Genomic DNA, 18,009 nt, shown 5'->3' with positions numbered 1-18,009 from the left:
GTTCGAAAACCACCGCGCGCCGCCATCGAGCACCCACACTTATCGGCTGTTGATTGTTAAAGAACATTCGCAGGAAGCGCCTTGCTTTCACCGCGTTGCTGCGTCAGCAGCAGAGAAACGAGATTATGAAGAACCTTTTTGCTGTCGTCAACCGGTTTTTTTAACTTCACTTCAAAACCCTGTCGACTCCAGCACCGCGCCGTTTCTGCCGCGGCCCCGTCGCGTCGCCTGAAACACCGCGCGGTCGAACGAGGACGCGAATCTTAGGCCATCCCGACTCGCATGACAAGGGCGTGACCGAAGTTTTTTGGCCGCAATCAATCGGTGATCATTTTTCCGGCGCCTTTTCAATCTGCGCCACCGGCCCGGCGGGTTTCCCACCCACCTTCGCCGCCAGCTCGCGGGCGTCGGGCGAGCCGATCGTCCAGTCGTGCAAGACGGTATAAGCGACCGCGAGCAACGTCGGTCCGATGAACACACCCAGGAAGCCGAATGCAAACGCGCCGCCGAGAATCCCGAGCATTACGAGAATTAGCGGCATGTCGCTGCTCTTGCCGATCAAAATAGGCTTGACGACGTTGTCCGACATGCCGACAACGACCACCCCCCAGACGACGAGGAAAATCGCCCATCCCGTCTCGCCGCCGTGATACAGCCAGATGGCGGCAGGCAGCCACACCACCACCGGACCGCCGGGGATCACCGATAGAAAAAACGTTGCGAGCCCCAGTAGCGCCGGCGTCGGCACACCCGCGATCCAGCAGCCGAAGCCCGCCAGCACCCCCTGCACCAGCGCCGTCCCCAGGATGCCGTACACCACGCCCTTCACCGTGCTGCCTGCCAGCGCGAGCAGATAGTCGGCGCGTTCGCCCGCGATGCGCCGCATGCCCGCGTTGAGCCACGCCGCCGCGCCCTCGCCGCCCGTATAGAAGAAGAAAGTCAGAATGATGCTGAGCGCGAGCAACCCCAAGCCATGCGTGACGGCGAGCGCCGCGGCGAGTATCCACTTGCCGGCCGGCGCAGCCAGCCCGCGCAGTTGCGCGATCATTTCGGAATTGTTGCTGGTGATGCGCTCCCAGAATGACTCGATGCTCGAACCGACCAGCGGAATCCGCGCGACCCAATCGGGCAGATCCGGCAAGCCAGAATCGACCAGCCTCTGAACGAACACGGTGAGGTCCTTTGTATGCGCGCCCAGCGCGAAACCGGCATAAACGAAAGGTCCCAGCACGACGACGAGGATGATCAGCACGATCAGCGTCGCGGCCCATCTGCGCCGCCCGCCGAGGCTCGTCGACAGCTTGCAGTACAGCCCCCATGAGCTATAGCTGAGAATCGCGCCCCACAGCAGCGCGGTCGTGAATGGCGCCAGCACCAGCAGCGAGCCGCCCACCAGCAACAGCAACGCGAACACGGCGGCGAGCCGCTCGATCAATTGGTCCGATTTCACCATGTGCCACTCCCGACACCGCTCCGCCCATCCTGAAGCGACCGGCCGCGCGCAGACCCGCTAACGCCTGCAGATCGAGTATAGGAAAGCTCAGGCGAAAGCGACGAACCCGAGCAGAGGCAACAACCATGGGCACCTGCGCGCCCCGTATATGCTGGCTGAACGGCCAATGCCGCTGGCGAATCGATGCCAGCAGTGCGTGTCGATAATATGTCGACGCAGAAACGACTAGAATATATGGTTCTCTGCACACAACCTCCGGATTTATGCGCTCGCGAATCGCCAAACGTCTCCCTCCCGACGCCGACAAGCTGGTCGGTCTTTCGCTCGCGCTCTTCGCGTCGGGCAGCCGCACCGAGGATCGCTTCTGGGAAGCCAAGCTCGACGCGCTGCTCGCAAAAATAGTCCGCAACGGCAACCAGACGACGCTCGACGCGGCGCTCGACCATCTCCAGCAGAATCATCCGGACGCCTACGGCGCCCTGGCGGACATGGCCGAAACGCATAGCGAGTCGCTGATCGTCGAGCACGACGGTGTCCAGTACGAAGCCCTGCTGATCGCCGCGCCCGTCTTGGCCTGGACGCGTTACGTGATTCCGTCGGGCGCGTTGAAGGGCGACGCGGCCGACGCGCTGCGCGCGCATCTCCAGGCGCATGTGCTCGCCGCCGGCACCCGCATCGCGATGGCGCCCTTTATGTATAGCATCGACCAGTTGCCGCGTCACCACGTCGAGACGTGGCGTCTTGCCCAACAGCTGGCGCAGGCAGCCGTCGGCGGCGGCAGCGCGCGGATCAACTTCGGCGAGTTGCCGGAAACGTCGCCCATTCTCGCCGACCCGCGCTTTCTGCTGGCCGTCGTCGCCGCGCCCGTCGGCGCGCCCGTGTTCCGCTGGCAGGAAGAAGAGCACGGCTCGCGCATCGAGCGCAGCCAGTGTCTCGAGCAATGGGCGACGCAAGGCGGCGCCAATCTGGCCGTCGTGCTGCCCGGCTGCGAGTTCGAATGCCTGCTGCCCGACGCCTACTACTCGGCCTGCCGCGACGCCGACGAGCGCGTGCGCCCGCACACTGTGCGCACGGCAGTGCGCTATCTGTTCGACACGATCGGCGCGACGCCCGACGAACTGCGCGCGGTCGTCGCGGGCTTCGGCGAGCGCCGCATCGACGAATACCGGATCGGCTTCACGCGCCGCGGCAGCAACGACGTGATCTACGGCGTCGTCTGGCCGTTGTACGGCCGCGAGAACGGCGACCCGGGCATCGACGAAGAACCGCAAGAGGCGATGTCGGCAGAAGGTCCGCTCGAAGATATCGTCGCGCTGCTGAAGGAAACGGGCATCACTGATATCCGTCGTCATGCCGGCCGCTTCGAGCCGGAATATTGCGACGACTGCGGCGTGCCGCTCTATGCCGATCCGCTTGGCGAGATCGTTCACGCTGAAATGCCGGAAGATGCCGAGCCCGCGCAACCGCACTTCCACTGATCGATTCAGAATTTTCTCTATGTCGAATGAAGCCCCGCCCTGCGCGGGGCTTTTTTTATGGCAGTCGTCCTATGCCAATCGGACAGGGCGCCCTGAGAGACGGAATTTGTCATCATCGACATGATGGTGCATCGCTGCTCGACGACGGAAAAATCGTTGCGCGCATCGCGCCGCCACGACCGATTGATCAGGAGGCATTGCATGCGATTTTCAGTTCTCAACTCAGACGCCGAACGCAGGGAAGGACTCAAGGCGCTTTTACGGCAAATCGACCGGCACGCCCGGTTCGGCGAAGCACACGACTGGCCGCAGGCCGAGCGCACGTTGCGCCGCCAGCAACCGGACATGCTGGTGATCGACTGGGAGGACTGGATGTCACCCGCCGACGCGCGCGCGTTGCTCGCCAATCATCCCGGCCTGCCTGTCGCCGTGCTCGTCGACGATATATCGCCCGCACACGTGCGCGCGCTCGTCGAGAAAGGCGTGCTTGGCGTCATTCCCCGCTCCACCGATCCGCGCGTAATCGTGCGCGCGTTGGAAATGGTTCTGCTCGGCGGCCACTATATTCCCGCCGGCGCGCTTTCGTTCGATACCCCGGCGCTGCCCGCCAAGCTCGTACGCACGCCGGGCGAAGCGCGTTCGCTCGACCTGACCCCCTCGCCGCCAAAGCGCCAGCGCGTCGGCGGCGGCCTGTCACCGCGCCAGGAGCAGATCATGCGCTGCGTGCATATGGGAAGCACGAATAAAATGATCGCTCGCGCGCTCGGCATCAGCGAAGGCACCGTAAAAATCCATCTGGCAACCATCTTCCAGCAACTCGGCGCGCCGAATCGCGCGGCCGCCGTCGCGATCTACAACGGCTGGCTCAACGCGCAACTCGAAGTGCTGCGCAGCGGACACAACCGCATCCCGCGGCCCGCTCGCGTGACCTCCAACGTCGCGCCGCTTCGCAAGAACAAGCCGCACACGTCTCGCTATCCGTTGCCGGCCAACGACGCGGCCGGCGCGTTGCCGATGGCAGCCGAAGCACGCGCGCCCTACCGCGCGCGGCGCAAGAATCCGGGCCGCGACGACGGCGCAATGTAATGGTCGAAAGGAATCGTGCATGAATCGACATAAATCATCGCTGGCATGGAATCCGCTCACACGTTTCGCTCTTCAACGAGTAATATGAGGACATGGGTTTCCTCTACACACCGCTTCCGTTGTGGGTCGCTGTCGGTGGCTGGATCGCCGCTGTGGCTTTGCTCGCGCTCGCGTTCTGGAACAACCCGTTCAAGCGCTTGCAGGAACCCGTGCTCCAGCACGTGTGGCTGGCCATCATCGTCGCGGTGTCGGTGCTGTGGGCGACCAACGCGTGGCTCGAAGACGGCACGGTGATTCACCTGCTCGGCGCAACGCTCGTCGTCACGCTATTCGACTGGGGCCTTGCGCTCATTGCGATGGCCGTCGTGACGGGACTGGCCGCCGTCGTGTTCGATGCACCGTGGCAAGGTATCGCGCTGACGTTTCTCGTGTTCGGCGCCGTACCCGTCGGCGTGTCGACGCTGCTGCAGCGCGCGAGCATCGCGTGGCTGCCGCGCAATCTCTTTATGTTCATCTTCGGCCAGGGCTTCGTGTCGCCCGCTATCGCCGTCAGCACCGCCTCAGCGGTTGCATTGGCAACGCATGTCGCGCTGGCCGACGGATCGATGTCCGTGATCCCTGCCGGTTATGCGTTCAGCGTGTTCCTGCTTGCTTCGGGTGAATCATGGTTCACGGGCATGTCGACGGCGTTGATTGCGGTCTATCGTCCCGCGTGGGTCACCACCTACGACGTGCGCCGCTATCGGCTGGGCGGTCCGCGCACCTGAACGCCCGCACCTGAACACGGTTCGCGCCTCTCTGTCACTGCGTCCACATTGTTGCGGTCGAAGCCGCTTGGTCAGTTGAACGCGTCGGCGGACCATGCAACATCCGCCGATCTATCGCTGCCTGAGCCGTCGCATCACGACATCGGAAAATATTTGTGCCAGGATTGAACTCCTTCCTGTAGACGGGCATCTTATGTGCCTCATGTCTTCACAGCATTCACAACATAGATGGATCGCACGAACGCACCGCGCCGATTGCCGCGGTTGATCGGCCGGTTAGCGGTGTGGTTGGCGAGCGCGTCGCTCGCATGCGCATTGCCCGCTTTCGCCGATCAGCTTGGGCAGCACAACGACCTCGTCAACAAGTTCATCAGCGATATGCACGCCGATCCGCTCGTCGCGGATTGCGCCGCGCATGGCAACTTCGTCGCGAGCACATCCACCGCTTTCGATCACGTCGAGTTTCCGCCCAGTTCATTCGATAGTGCACATGCGGCCGTCACGCCCTGGAACGATTCGTTCGACGAAGGCAAGCAGAAGGTGAAGGTGGACAGCATCGTAACTGTCGAGGGCCTTGGCATTCCGCAAGGCGGCGGCGACCCGTCGCAACTCAAGTTCCGCTGCGGCTATGTCGGCGCACAGATGCTCGCGTTCAGCTGGAACGACCCCGTTCCCCCATTGCGCGCGCACAGCACGGCATCGCCGGGTTCGCAAGGCGCGAGGGGCAAGCACGCGGCGAGCGGCAAAGGCTCGAAGAAAAATTCGGGCGGCAAGGCGAAAGGCGGCGCGACGAACAAGTCGGGCGCGAAGAAAAGCAAGTCGTCGGGCAAGGCGGTGACCGCCAAAAGCAGCGCGAAGAAGTCGACCGCGAAGAAAGCACATTGACACTGCCGGCGCCTGACTTGTGCATCGGCCCAGGCGCAATGTGCACCAACAAAAAGCAAGGCCACGCATTGCGCGTGGCCTTGCTTTTTGCATGCCTTTGCCACGCGTCAATCCAGCCCGACGTGACGCGTGCACAGGCAGTGCTCCCTTCAGGCAAACGCTTCCATATGCCAAAGGATCGCCTGCAGCATCGCTGCACCGAGCGACGCGCTGCGCTCGCCGTTCCAGCCCACGCGTTCGTCGGGAAGATTGGCGTTGTCCTTGAACGGCATTTCCAGGGTCAACGACAGGCAACCGTACTCGTTGCCGATGTACTTCGACGCAAGCTTCAGCGCGTCCTGCCGATATTTGCTTGCCTCATAGCCGTACTTGTCCTGAAAATCGGGACTCGCGCGCCTGAAGCCTTCGATGAACGCCGTCTGCTCCTGCCGTTGACGCTCGGTAAAACTCGGCAGCATCTCAGAGCCCGCGACGAACACATACGGCAGCGCTTCGTCGCCGTGAATGTCGAAGAAGAGATCGCAGCCCGTCGCGCGAATCGCGTCGCGCACGAGCAGTACTTCGGGGCTGCGTGCCGCGTCCGGCTCCATCCATTCGCGATTCAGGTTCGCGCCCGCCGCGTTGGTGCGCAGGTTGCCGTGCACGCTGCCGTCCGGGTTCATGTTCGGCACGATAAAAAAGTCGGCGTAATCGTAGAGCTTGCGCGCGACGGGATCGCCCGACCAGTCGCCCCAGCCCGCGAGCCGCTTCACGAGCCCTTCGACGAACCACTCCGCCATCGTCTCGCCGGGATGCTGGCGCGCGATGATCCAGACTTTCTTTTTCGGCTTCAGCGAGCCGTCTTCGAGCAGCGTCGGCGCGCCGAGCGTCAACAGCGACATCGGCCGACCTTCGATCGTCTTGCCTAGCTCCGTCAGCGCGGCATGCGGCATCTGTTGGACTGCACCTAGAAATTCCGAATGCCGCTCTTCGCTATACGGCTCGAAATACGCGTAGTAGATGCGGTCGAAATCGGGCGTGTGGTCGATCGTGAGAACGCGGCCATCGTACGAGGTCGGCACGCGAAACCAGTTCACGCGGTCATAGCTCGCGCACGCCTGATAGTCGCGCCAGCCGTCGGCGAACGCGCAGTCGGCGGCGTTCTCGAAGGTCATCACGCAGCGCTCGCCGCGCGCGCCCGACAGCCGGAAATAGAACCACTGCGCGAAGTCGGCGTGGCTATCCGGACGCACGCGCAAGCGGATGTTGTCGGGCTGCTCGCACGACAGGACATCGATCGCGCCGGCGTCGAAGTTGCTGGAAATCGATAGCGTCATGGTGTCGTTCCTGCTCGATGCCCGGCGCGCGCTCAGTCCGCGATGCGCCGGCGAAATACGTAAGTGGAATCGTTCGATGCGCCGGCGTGGAACGCATAGCCTTGCGCGTCGAAACCCTTCAATTGCTCCGGCGCATCGAGGCGATTCTCCACCGCGAAGCGCGCCATCAAACCGCGCGCGCGTTTCGCGTGAAAGCTGATGACCTTGTAGCGGCCGCCCTTCCAGTCCTCGAACACGGGCGTGACGACGGGCGCGGCGAGCAGCTTCGGCTTGACGGACCTGAAGTATTCCGTCGACGCGCAATTGATCAGCACGCGCGACGCGCCCGCCTTCTTCTCGAGCTGGCGATTGAGCGCCTGCGTGATGCGCTCGCCCCAGAACGCGTACAGATCCTTGCCGCGCCGATTCTCGAAGCGCGTGCCCATTTCGAGCCGGTACGGCTGCAGCAGATCGAGCGGACGCAGCAGCCCATATAGACCCGACAGCACGCGCACGTGCTGCTGCGCGTAATCGAGATCGGAAGCGGACAGCGACTTCGCATCGAAGCCTTCGTACACGTCGCCGTTGAACGCGAGCACCGCCTGCTTCGCATTCGACGTATCGAACTTCGGCGACCAGTCGGCGTACCGTTGAAAATTCAGATGCGCGAGCTGATCGGAGATGTCCATCAGCGACGCGATGTCTTGCGGTGACAGACGACGCAGATCGCCGATCAGCTCAGCGGCTTCATCGACGAAATCGGGAATCGTGTGCTTCTTGACGTGCGGCGGGGTCTCGTAGTCGAGCGATTTGGCCGGCGACAGAACGATTATCATAGAGGCTTTCAGGCACGCCGTGCCTGGCGGTCAAAGACGAAAGCCAGATTGTAACGAATGCCCGAAACCCCTGCCTTGCCCGAACAAAACCTGTCCGCAGCGGCGCCCGCGGTGATGCTCGACGTGGTGCTCGATTCGAACGTGTGGATCGACATTCTCGTCTTCGATGATCCGCACACCCGCCCCATTCGCGCCGCGCTCGAACGCGGCGCGCTGCGCGCGCTGATCGACGCGCGGTGTCTGGCCGAGCTCACGTACGTGCTCGACTATCCGCAATTCGAGAAGCGCGCCGTCGACAAGGCGGCTGCGCTGGCAACCGTCGCACGGCTGTCGATGCTCGTCGAGCCGCCCGCGCCCCCCGACGGCGCGCAGCCGTTGCCCAGATGCAAGGATCGCGACGATCAGAAGTTTCTTGAACTCGCTCATGCAATGCGGGCGGACTGGCTGGTTTCGAAGGATCGTGCCGTGCTCAAGCTCGCCAAGCGGATCGCGCGCGATTTCGGTTTCCGGATCACGCAGCCCGCGCCATTCGTGGCCGAATGCGCGCTCGCCATCGACGGGCACGCCGTGTCCGCGCCCGTCTGACACGGCACGCATTGCGCCTGGAACCCGGCTCGCGAAGCGCCGCGCCGAATTTCCCTACAATCGAGCTTCACGGCCGACCTTTTAGCCATACCCGCAAACGTACCCGCAGCCGCACTGATCGCGACATGAACGCACCGCACGACATGACGACCACGCCAATGACGACCATGCCCCCTACTTTTCCGTCCCGTCTGCCGAACGTCGGCACGACGATCTTCACCGTGATGAGCGCGCTTGCCGTCGAAAAAAATGCGGTCAATCTCGGTCAGGGCTTCCCAGATTTCGATTGCGATCCGCGCATCGTCGACGCTGTCTCGAACGCCATGCGCGAGGGTCACAACCAATACCCGCCGATGGCCGGCGTTGCGCCGCTGCGCCAGGCAATTTCTGAAAAGATCGCAAGCCTGTACGGAAAGCACTACGACGCCACCACCGAAATCACGGTCACAGCGGGTGCAACGCAGGCGCTTCTGACGGCTATCCTATGTGCGGTCCATCCCGGCGACGAAGTGATCGTCGTCGAGCCGACTTACGACAGCTATCTGCCGTCGATCGAACTGGCGGGCGGCAAGCCCGTTTTCGTCACGCTCGACGCCCCCGATTACGCCATTCCGTTCGACAAGCTCGCCGCCGCGATCACGCCGAAGACGCGCATGATCCTGATCAACACCCCGCACAACCCGACGGGCACCGTCTGGCGCGCGAACGACATGAAGAAGCTGGAAGACATCGTGCGCGGCACGAATGTGCTGATCCTGTCGGACGAAGTGTATGAGCACATGGTCTACGACGGGGCGCCGCACGAAAGCGTCGCGCGCTATCCGGAGCTCGCGCAGCGCAGCTTCGTCGTGTCGAGCTTTGGCAAGACCTATCACGTGACGGGCTGGAAGGTCGGCTACGTGGCCGCGCCCGCCGCGCTAACGGCTGAATTTCGCAAAGTTCACCAGTTCAACGTGTTCACGGTCAATACGCCGATGCAACTGGGTCTCGCGCACTACATGCAGGACCCGGCTCCGTATCTGAACCTGCCCGCCTTCTATCAGAAGAAACGCGATTTCTTCCGCGCGGGTCTGCAAAACTCGCGCTTCAAGCTGCTGCCTTGCACGGGCACGTACTTCCAGTGCGTCGATTATTCGGCCATCAGCGACATGCCCGAAGGCGAGTTCGCGCAATGGCTGACGAGCGAAATCGGCGTGGCGGCAATTCCCGTGTCGGCGTTCTATCACGAGCCGCATGAATCGGGCGTCGTGCGCTTCTGTTTTGCGAAGAAGGAAGACACGCTCGCCACCGCGCTCGAACGGTTGGCGCGTCTTTAAGATGAACCGCGCGATGTTGCGAACGAACCAGGATTTTTCGCTATCGCGCGTAACGCATTGTGGCACTGCGCATGGGCGCACGCGTTCGACACGGGCGCGCGCACCACGCTCACTGCTTTCTCTGTGCTTCGACGTAGGCCTTGCGGTCGTCGGTCACCCGCTGCGCGGCGGGCCGCGCGTTGACGGCCTTCACATACGGCTTCCAATCGATCCCGACATCGAGCAGGAAATCGCGCCCGTATACCGCCTGCGTCGCCATGCCGACGAGCGGCAGGCTCGCGAACCCCGCCACATCCGCAATACTGAACCGCTCGCCGCGCAGAAACGGCGTGAACGCCGCGATCCGTCTGAAGCCGCGAATGTGGTGGATCAGCAATTTCTCAGTTCGGCCTTGGGTGGCATCCGTAACCGTGCCACCGAAGAACGCCTGCTTGTACAGATTGCGGGCCGTCAACTCGAGATGCACGTCGACGAACGTCATCAACTCGCGCTCCTTCGCCGCTTCCCACGGATCACGCGAGAAAATCGCCTTGTCGGGATAGACAGCAGCGACGTATTCGAGAATCGCCTGCGACTCGCACAGACTGCCGTGCTCCGTCTGAATAAACGGCACCTTGCCGAGCGGCGAGTGCCTAAGAATCTCCGCGTCCTGACTCGGAATCGTCAGCACTTCCTCGAACGGAATGCCGAATTCGAGCAGCGCAAACTTCACTTTGTTGTAATAGTTGGACAGCGCAAAACCGTGCAACCTGATCATCCGATGTCTCCCTGCGGATGGTTGTCGAAAGTTCGCTTGCGACCCGTCGCGCCCGATCAGAACATGACAAATTGAAACGAACGTACTATTTTAAAATAATCATGGAGTGAGTCACATCATGTCATCAATCACCTCTCGCGAGTACAACATCGAGATCGTCGGCATTGTCGGCACGGGCGCGATGGGACGCGGCATCGCGCAGATCGCCGCGCTCGCGGGCCTCAAGGTCAAGCTCTACGACACGAACGCCGCGGCCGTCGGTGCGGCGCGCGACTACCTCGCCGACACCTTCTCGAAGCTGGTCGCCAAAGGCAAGCTCGACAACTCGCGCTCGCTCGCCGCGCTCGCATGTGTGACGGGCGCGCAGACGCTCGACGATCTCAAGGACTGCAACCTCGTCGTTGAGGCGATCGTCGAGAAGCTCGACGTGAAGCGGGCGCTATTCAAGGACCTTGAAGGCATCGTCGGCGAGAACTGCATTCTTGCCTCGAACACGTCGTCGCTATCGATCACGGCGATCGCCGCCGCATGCGCCGACCCGTCGCGCGTGGTCGGCTATCACTTCTTCAACCCCGTCCCGCTGATGAAGGTCGTCGAGGTGATCGACGGTCTGCGCAGCGATCCCGCCGCGGGCAACGCGCTGATGGATGTCGCGCGTCGCATGGGCCACACGCCCGTGCGCGCAAAGGACATGCCGGGCTTCATCGTCAATCACGCGGGCCGCGGCATGAACACGGAAGGCCTGCGCATCGCCGATGAAGGCGTCGCGAGCTTCGTCGACGTCGACCGCATCATGCGCGAGCAGGCGGGCTTCCGGCTCGGGCCGTTCGAGCTGCTCGACCTGACGGCACTCGACGTGTCGCATCCTGTGATGGAATCGATCTATCACCAGTTCTATGAAGAGCCGCGCTTCACGCCGTCGCCGATCACGGGCACGCGGCTCGCGGGCGGGTTGATCGGACGCAAGGCGGGCGAAGGCTTTTACGCGTATGTCGAGGGCAAGCAGCAAGTGCCGCAAGAAGCTCCCGCCCCGACGGCATTGCCCACGCGCGTCTGGATCAGCAACCGCGTGCCCGCCGCGCGCGAAGCCGTGCTCGCGTTGGTGCAAAAGGCCGGCGTCGCCGTCGACGACAGCTCGACGCCCGCCGCCGATTCGCTGATCGTCGTGACGCCGCTCGGCCTCGACGCGACGACGGCCGCCGTCGACGAGAACCTCGACGCGCGCCGCGTCGTCGCCATCGACACGTTGTTTCCGCTCGTCGACGCGCAGCGCCGCACGCTGATGACGACGCCCGCGACCACGCGCGCCGCGCGCGACACAGCACACGCCCTGTTCGTGCACGACGGCATCCCCGTCACCGTGATCCGCGACTCGACGGGCTTTGTCGCGCAACGCGTCGTCGCGACGATCGTGAATATCGGCTGCGATATCGCGCAGCGCCGAATCGCGTCGCGCAGGACATCGATCTCGCCGTGGACGCTCGGCCTCGGCTATCCGCGCGGACCGCTCGCGCTCGGCGATGCGCTCGGCGCGCCGACCATCCTGACGATCCTGCGCAACATGTTCGGCGTGCTCGGCGATCCGCGCTACCGTCCGTCGCCGTGGCTCGCGCGGCGCGCGCACCTCGGCCTGCCGCTCGTCCAGGACGACGCCGCCGACAACGAGGAGCAAGCGTAATGGCCGCCGAACTGCTCGCCTCCCGTCCAGCCGAAAGCGAATCGACGCTCGTGCTGACCTTGTCGAACCCGGGCGCGCGCAACGCGATGCACCCGGACATGTACGCGGCCGGCATCGAAGCGATGAACACGGCCGAGCGCGACGCGTCGATCGGCGCCGTCGTGATCACAGGCGCGGATCAGTTCTTCTGCGCGGGTGGCAATCTGAACCGGCTGCTCGAAAACCGCGCGAAAGATCCGTCCGTGCAGGCGCTGAGCATCGATCTGCTGGGCGAATGGATTGCCGCGCTGCAGGCGTCGTCGAAACCGGTGATCGCCGCCGTCGAAGGCGCGGCGGCAGGCGCGGGCTTTTCGCTGGCGCTCGCATGCGACCTGATCGTCGCCGCCGACGACGCGAAGTTCGTCATGTCGTATGCGCGGGTCGGCTTGACGCCAGACGGCGGCGGCTCGTGGTTCCTGGCCCGCGCACTGCCGCGCCAGATCGCGACTGAAGTGCTGATCGAAGGCAAGCCGATCGGCGCGCAACGCCTGTTCGACCTCGGCGTCGTGAACCGGCTCGCGAAACCGGGCGCGGTGCGCGATACGGCGATCGCATGGGCCGACGATCTCGGCAAGATTTCGCCGAACGCCAAGGCGCGCATCAAGGGGCTGATCGCGGCTGCGGGCGCGCAGCCGTTGCCCGAGCATCTGGTTGCGGAACGCGACAGCTTCGTCGCGTCGCTGCATCATCGCGACGGGCTCGAAGGCATCACGGCTTTTCTCGAGAAGCGCGCGCCGAACTACCGATAAGCGACGGATAAGCGCGCGAGGCGGTTCGTAGCCGAAGCATCGTTCGAACAACGGAGCAGACATGCCGCACGACGCGACTCCAGCCGGATCGACGACTCACACCGACTACTCCGCCTTCGAAGGCACGCGCCCCGTCAGCGAGCGGCAGCGCATCGACCTCGATGCGCTCTCCGCGTGGCTTGCCCAACACCTCGCCGACTTCACCGGGCCGCTCGCGATCGAACAGTTCGCGGGCGGCCAGTCGAATCCCACCTTCAGGCTCATGACGCCGTCACGCTCCTACGTGATGCGCGCGAAACCTGGCCCGTCCGCGAAACTGCTGCCGTCCGCGCACGCGATCGAACGCGAATATCGCGTGATGGATGCGCTGCGCGACAGCAACGTGCCCGTCGCGAAGATGCTTGCCTTGTGCGACGACGAAAGCGTGATCGGCCGTGCGTTCTATGTGATGGAGTTCGTGCAGGGCCGCGTGCTGTGGGATCAGGCGCTGCCCGGCATGACGCCCGCGCAGCGCGCCGCGATCTACGACGAGATGAATGGCGTGATCGCCGCGTTGCATAGCGTCGATGTCGAAGCCGTGGGACTTGCGGACTACGGCAAGCCGGGCAATTACTTCGCGCGGCAGATCGGCCGCTGGAGCCGGCAATACCAGGCGTCGGAAACGGAGCCGATTGACGCGATGAGCCGCCTGATCGAGTGGCTGCCGCAGCACATGCCCGCCGAAACCGACGCTCGCGCGCGCATCGTGCATGGCGATTTCCGGCTCGACAATCTGATCTTTCATCCGCACGAGCCGCGCGTGCTGGCCGTGCTCGACTGGGAGCTGTCGACGCTTGGCGATCCCCTCGCCGACTTCGCGTATCACTGCATGGCCTGGCATGTCGAGCCCGCCCAGTTTCGCGGCATAGCCGGGCTCGACTGGGCCGCGCTCGGCATTCCCGACGAGGCACAGTACGTGCAGCGCTATTGCGAGCGCACGGGCCTGACAATCCACGGCGACTGGAATTTCTATCTCGCGTACAACATGTTCCGCATCGCGGCGATCCTGCAAGGGATCATGAAGCGCGTCGTCGACGGCACGGCCGCGAGCGAACAGGCCGCCGATGCCGGGCGCCGCGCGCGCCCGATGGCCGATCTCGCATGGCGCTACGCGCAAAAGGTTCGCTGATCCAGCCGACGCGTCGCCCGCCGCTGCGCAATCGTCCGGTAGAACAGATTCGATCATCCAAGAGGACAAGATGAATTTCGACTACACCCCGAAAGTCCAGGCCTTGCGCGAAAAGCTGCTCGCTTTTTTCGACCAGCACATCTATCCGAACGAACCGGCCTACGCCGCCGAAGTCGCGCGCAACCGCGAAGCGGGCAACGCCTGGGTGCCGACGGAACTCATCGAGAACCTGAAACAGCAGGCGCGCGACGCGGGGCTTTGGAATCTCTTTCTGCCCGACTCGGAACGCGGCGCGGGGTTGTCGAACCTCGAGTACGCGCCGCTGTGCGAGATCATGGGCCGCGTGCCCTGGTCGCCCGAAGTGTTCAACTGCAATGCGCCCGACACCGGCAACATGGAAACGATCGAGCGCTACGGCAGCGACGACAACAAGCGCGAATGGCTCGAACCGCTGCTGCAAGGCCAGATCCGCTCGGCGTTTCTGATGACGGAGCCCGAGGTGGCGTCGTCGGATGCGACCAATATCCAGACCCGCATCACGCGCCACGGCGACGGCTATGTGATCAACGGACATAAATGGTGGTCGTCGGGCGCGGGCGATCCGCGCTGCAAGCTCTATATCGTGATGGGCAAAACCGACCCCGACGCGCCGCGTCATCAACAGCAGTCGATGGTTCTCGTGCCCGCCGACGCAGCGGGCATCACAGTGCATCGTCCGCTGACAGTATTCGGCTATGACGACGCGCCGCATGGTCACATGGAGATCACGCTCGACAACGTGCACGTCAGCGCGGGCAACATGCTGCTCGGCGAGGGACGCGGCTTCGAGATTGCGCAAGGACGGCTTGGCCCGGGGCGCATTCACCATTGCATGCGCCTGATCGGACTGGCGGAGCGCGCGCTCGAACTGATGGCGAAACGCACGTTGCAGCGCGTGGCGTTCGGCAAGCCGATCGCCGCGCAAACGGTGACGCAGGAACGCATCGCCGAAGCTCGCTGCCTGATCGAACAGGCGCGCCTGTTGACACTGAAGACGGCTTACATGATGGACACGGTCGGCAATAAAGGCGCGCGCGGCGAGATCGCGATGATCAAGGTGGTCGCGCCGAACATGGCGTGCCAGGTGATCGACTGGGCAATGCAGGCGCACGGCGCAGCCGGCATCAGCGATGATTTTCCGCTTGCCTACGCCTATACGACCGCGCGCTGGCTGCGTTTTGCCGACGGCCCCGACGAGGTGCATCGGAACGCCATTGCGAAGCTCGAACTGGCGAAGTATCGGGACGTGGGCGCCTCTTCTTAAGCGGCACCGTCAAGCCATCCGCAGCGTTTTGAGAACTGTGGTGTACTTTTCAGACAAAAAACTGCAAACAGGAGCCACCGATGATCGATGTCTACAGCTGGGCGACCCCGAACGGTCACAAGATCCACATCATGCTCGAGGAGACAGGCCTCGACTATAAAGCGCACCCGATCAATATCGGCGCGGGCGATCAGTTCACCCAAGAATTCCTTGCGATCAGCCCGAACAACAAGATTCCCGCCATCGTCGACAGCGACGGCCCGAAACGCGCGGACGGCAAGCCATTCTCGCTGTTCGAGTCCGGCGCGGTCCTCATCTATCTCGCGGAAAAAACGGGCAAATTCCTGCCCGCCGATCCCGCCGCCCGCTACGAGACGCTGCAGTGGCTGATGTTCCAGATGGGCAGTATCGGTCCGATGCTCGGACAGACGCATCATTTCCGCGTCTATGCGCCGCAGCCAATCGAATATGCGATCAATCGCTACACGAACGAAGCGAAACGCCTGTACGGTGTGATGAATACGAAACTCGGCATCACACGCTACCTCGCGGGCGACGACTACACGATTGCCGATATCGCGACGTTCCCGTGGACACGCTCATGGCAAAACCAGGGCTTGCAGATCGACGAGTTTCCACACGTCAAGCGCTGGCACGAAGAAATCGCCGCACGCCCCGCCGTGCAGCGCGGCGTCCAGGTACTGGCGTCGGAGCGCGTGCCGCTGATGGACGAGCAGGCCAAGGAAGTGCTGTTCGGCGCAACGCAGTACGCGAAGCATTGAGCGAACCGCAGTGCCGCGACGTTCGTTTGCCAGCTTCGGCTGAAGCCCGTTCGCGCTGCGCTTGCGCATCGACGTGAATCCATCGATGGTCGCCCGCCGCCACGGCGACGCGGTCGACGCCCGGCTGTCGAATGTTGACCTGACGGCTCACGCGCGCCGGCTTTCAGACGAGCGCGCTCACGGGTCACCAAGGCCGGGCGTCGACGTGCGTGTCACGCGGCTTTCGCGGGATCGCGCAGCCCGAAGATCGCCTTCGAGCGCACCGTAATCACCAGGTCGCCGTTCTGATTGAAACCCTGCCATTCCGTCGACACGATGCCGCGATCCGGCTTGCTCGACGACACGCGCTTGTCGAGGATGCTGTTGGTCATGCGGATCGTATCGCCGACGCGCACGGGCTTCAGCCACCGCAGGTCGTCGATGCCGGGTGAACCCATCGAGGTGGAACCCGCCAGCACGTTGCGTACGAGCATGCCCATCATCACCGAACACGTGTGCCAGCCGCTCGCGATCAGGGTGCCGTACGGCGATGCCGCCGCGCCCGCGTCGCTCACATGGAAAGGCTGCGGATCGAACTGCTCGGCGAAACGGACGATCTCGTCGCGCGTGAAGGTGTGCGTGCCGACTTCATAGGTCCGGCCGACTTCCATATCCTCGTAACTCAAACCCATCTCTCACCCTCTGTGAATGTGTTGGCGGAGGCGCTCAGGCGTCGGCCGTTGCGAAGCCCGGCAGCGCGGCGAAACGCGCCAGATGATGATCGACGTCGCCGAGCGTGGTTTCGATGATGGCGAGACGCTTGAACAGATGCGCGGCCGCGACTTCGTTCGTCACGCCCATGCCGCCATGCAACTGCACCGCCTGCTGGCCGACGAAACGCGCGGCCTGACCGACTCGCACCTTCGCCGCCGACACGGCGCGGCGGCGTTCGTCGGCATCGCCGCCATAGCGCACGGCGGCGAGATACGTTGCGGAGCGCGCCTGCTCGGTGTGAATCAGCATTTCGACCATGCGGTGTTGCAGCGCCTGAAAACGCGCGATGGGCACGCCGAACTGCTGGCGCGTCTTCGTGTACTCGACGGTCGCGTGGTTGAGCGCGTCGAGCGCGCCGATTGCCTCGGCGCACAGCAGCACGATGCCGTAGTCGGCGATGTGTTCGAGCGCTGCCGCGCCTGCATGCCTGCCGTTCAGCTTACGCGCCGGGGTGCCGTCGAACACGAGCGTCGCGGCGCGCTGGCCGTCGATCGTGCGATAGTCGGTGACCTGCGTCTTCGTGGCATCGCGCGCGACGACGAAGAGCCTGATCTCACCATCGAGCCTTGCGGGCACGATCCAATGGTCGGCCTGCGCGCCGTGCAGCACGACCGACTTCGTGCCGTTCAACGTGAAGCCGTGGCCCTGCTGCGCGGCTTGTGTATCGATTGAAAAGAGGTCGTAGCGCGCGTCGGGCTCGTGAAACGCCACAGCGAGCTTGATCTCGCCCAGTGCGGCGCGCTCGAGCAGCGACGTGTCGTCGTCGCTCGCGCCGGACAGCTTCAGCGCCTCGATGCCCACGGCCGTCGACCAGTACGGCTCGACGACGATTGCACGCCCCAATTCCTGCATCACAACCAGCATATCGACCGTGCCGCCATCGAAGCCGCCCTGCGCTCCCGGCACGGGCAACGCGGTAAGACCCAGTTCGGCAAATGCGGACCAATGCTCGCCCGACACGCCCGCTTGCGACCGCACGATTGCCTGACGCGCTTCGAAACCGTACTGCTTGTCGAGGTAACGGCGCAGTGCGTCCGCGAATTGCTGCTGTTCGTCGGTGAAATTGAAGTTCATGCGCC

18 protein-coding genes are annotated in these 18,009 nt (G+C 63.7%); 12 read left to right on the top strand and 6 right to left on the bottom strand.

The genetic code is table 11. The annotated features are described in order from the left end of the window. Nucleotides 1-232 (top strand): hypothetical protein (locus tag H3V53_RS20025; RefSeq protein WP_336599435.1); only part of this gene is annotated, 232 nt, incomplete at its 5' end. 96 nt (nt 233-328) lie between these two features. Here the strand turns inward: H3V53_RS20025 and H3V53_RS20020 are convergent. After that, nucleotides 329-1,453 (bottom strand): AI-2E family transporter, encoded by a 1,125-nt coding sequence (locus H3V53_RS20020; RefSeq protein WP_336599434.1) that lies wholly within the window; start codon nt 1,451-1,453, stop codon nt 329-331. 263 nt (nt 1,454-1,716) lie between these two features. Here H3V53_RS20020 and H3V53_RS20015 point away from each other — a divergent pair, with 263 nt between their 5' ends. From H3V53_RS20015 to H3V53_RS20000, 4 genes are all read left to right on the top strand, one after another. Continuing rightward, complete coding sequence (locus tag H3V53_RS20015) at nt 1,717-2,931, top strand: DUF2863 family protein (protein ID WP_336599433.1); 1,215 nt, start codon at nt 1,717-1,719, stop codon at nt 2,929-2,931. Nucleotides 2,932-3,132: 201 nt separating this feature from the next. Next, entirely contained in the window at nt 3,133-4,017 is an 885-nt protein-coding gene (locus H3V53_RS20010) for a response regulator transcription factor (RefSeq protein ID WP_336599432.1), read from the top strand. A 92-nt stretch (nt 4,018-4,109) separates the two neighbouring features. Next, entirely contained in the window at nt 4,110-4,784 is a 675-nt protein-coding gene (locus H3V53_RS20005) for an energy-coupling factor ABC transporter permease (protein WP_054919894.1), read from the top strand. A gap of 228 nt (nt 4,785-5,012) precedes the next feature. Further along, on the top strand, nt 5,013-5,669 hold the full coding sequence (locus H3V53_RS20000) for a BspC domain-containing protein (RefSeq protein ID WP_336599431.1): 657 nt from the start codon (nt 5,013-5,015) through the stop codon (nt 5,667-5,669). Nucleotides 5,670-5,818: 149 nt separating this feature from the next. On the opposite strand, the gene H3V53_RS19995 is transcribed toward H3V53_RS20000, so the two are convergent. Both H3V53_RS19995 and yaaA read right to left on the bottom strand, forming a co-directional pair. Next, nucleotides 5,819-6,985, bottom strand: a complete 1,167-nt coding sequence (locus tag H3V53_RS19995; RefSeq protein WP_054927155.1) for a M14-type cytosolic carboxypeptidase — start codon at nt 6,983-6,985, stop codon at nt 5,819-5,821. A 32-nt stretch (nt 6,986-7,017) separates the two neighbouring features. After that, a complete protein-coding gene (gene yaaA / locus H3V53_RS19990) occupies nt 7,018-7,800 on the bottom strand; it encodes a peroxide stress protein YaaA (RefSeq protein ID WP_336599430.1) in 783 nt (260 codons plus the stop codon). 57 nt (nt 7,801-7,857) lie between these two features. On the opposite strand from yaaA, the gene H3V53_RS19985 reads away from it, so the two are divergent. Both H3V53_RS19985 and H3V53_RS19980 read left to right on the top strand, forming a co-directional pair. Beyond that, a complete protein-coding gene (locus H3V53_RS19985; protein WP_419539522.1) occupies nt 7,858-8,385 on the top strand; it encodes a putative toxin-antitoxin system toxin component, PIN family in 528 nt (175 codons plus the stop codon). 125 nt (nt 8,386-8,510) lie between these two features. Continuing rightward, the gene (locus H3V53_RS19980) at nt 8,511-9,701 is read left to right on the top strand and encodes a pyridoxal phosphate-dependent aminotransferase (protein WP_336599429.1); all 1,191 of its coding nucleotides are present in this window, start codon (nt 8,511-8,513) and stop codon (nt 9,699-9,701) included. 109 nt (nt 9,702-9,810) lie between these two features. Here the strand turns inward: H3V53_RS19980 and H3V53_RS19975 are convergent, their stop codons facing one another. Beyond that, complete coding sequence (locus tag H3V53_RS19975; RefSeq protein ID WP_336599428.1) at nt 9,811-10,458, bottom strand: glutathione S-transferase family protein; 648 nt, start codon at nt 10,456-10,458, stop codon at nt 9,811-9,813. Nucleotides 10,459-10,576: 118 nt separating this feature from the next. On the opposite strand from H3V53_RS19975, the gene H3V53_RS19970 reads away from it, so the two are divergent. The 5 genes from H3V53_RS19970 to H3V53_RS19950 all read left to right on the top strand — a co-directional run bounded on the left by H3V53_RS19970 (nt 10,577) and on the right by H3V53_RS19950 (nt 16,177). Further along, nucleotides 10,577-12,136 carry a 3-hydroxyacyl-CoA dehydrogenase gene (locus H3V53_RS19970; protein ID WP_336599427.1) on the top strand — a complete coding sequence of 520 codons (1,560 nt, stop codon included), beginning with the start codon at nt 10,577-10,579 and terminating at the stop codon, nt 12,134-12,136. Further along, the gene (locus H3V53_RS19965) at nt 12,136-12,924 is read left to right on the top strand and encodes an oxepin-CoA hydrolase, alternative type (protein ID WP_336599426.1); all 789 of its coding nucleotides are present in this window, start codon (nt 12,136-12,138) and stop codon (nt 12,922-12,924) included. The genes H3V53_RS19970 and H3V53_RS19965 overlap by 1 nt, the downstream gene beginning before the upstream one ends. 61 nt (nt 12,925-12,985) lie before the next feature. Further along, nucleotides 12,986-14,092, top strand: coding sequence for a phosphotransferase (locus tag H3V53_RS19960; protein WP_336599425.1), 1,107 nt, complete (start codon nt 12,986-12,988; stop codon nt 14,090-14,092). 70 nt (nt 14,093-14,162) lie between these two features. Then, nucleotides 14,163-15,395, top strand: a complete 1,233-nt coding sequence (locus H3V53_RS19955) for an acyl-CoA dehydrogenase family protein (RefSeq protein WP_336599424.1) — start codon at nt 14,163-14,165, stop codon at nt 15,393-15,395. Between the two features lie 80 nt (nt 15,396-15,475). Further along, the gene (locus H3V53_RS19950) at nt 15,476-16,177 is read left to right on the top strand and encodes a glutathione binding-like protein (RefSeq protein WP_336599423.1); all 702 of its coding nucleotides are present in this window, start codon (nt 15,476-15,478) and stop codon (nt 16,175-16,177) included. Between the two features lie 212 nt (nt 16,178-16,389). On the opposite strand, the gene H3V53_RS19945 is transcribed toward H3V53_RS19950, so the two are convergent. Beyond that, nucleotides 16,390-16,848, bottom strand: coding sequence for a MaoC/PaaZ C-terminal domain-containing protein (locus tag H3V53_RS19945; protein WP_054927233.1), 459 nt, complete (start codon nt 16,846-16,848; stop codon nt 16,390-16,392). Nucleotides 16,849-16,882: 34 nt separating this feature from the next. After that, nucleotides 16,883-18,004, bottom strand: coding sequence for an acyl-CoA dehydrogenase family protein (locus tag H3V53_RS19940; protein ID WP_336599422.1), 1,122 nt, complete (start codon nt 18,002-18,004; stop codon nt 16,883-16,885). Between the last annotated feature and the right edge of the window lie 5 nt (nt 18,005-18,009).

Source organism: Paraburkholderia bengalensis (genome assembly GCF_037126505.1).
GTDB classification, from domain to species: domain Bacteria; phylum Pseudomonadota; class Gammaproteobacteria; order Burkholderiales; family Burkholderiaceae; genus Paraburkholderia; species Paraburkholderia bengalensis.
This window is presented reverse-complemented; position numbering and strand designations above follow the sequence as displayed.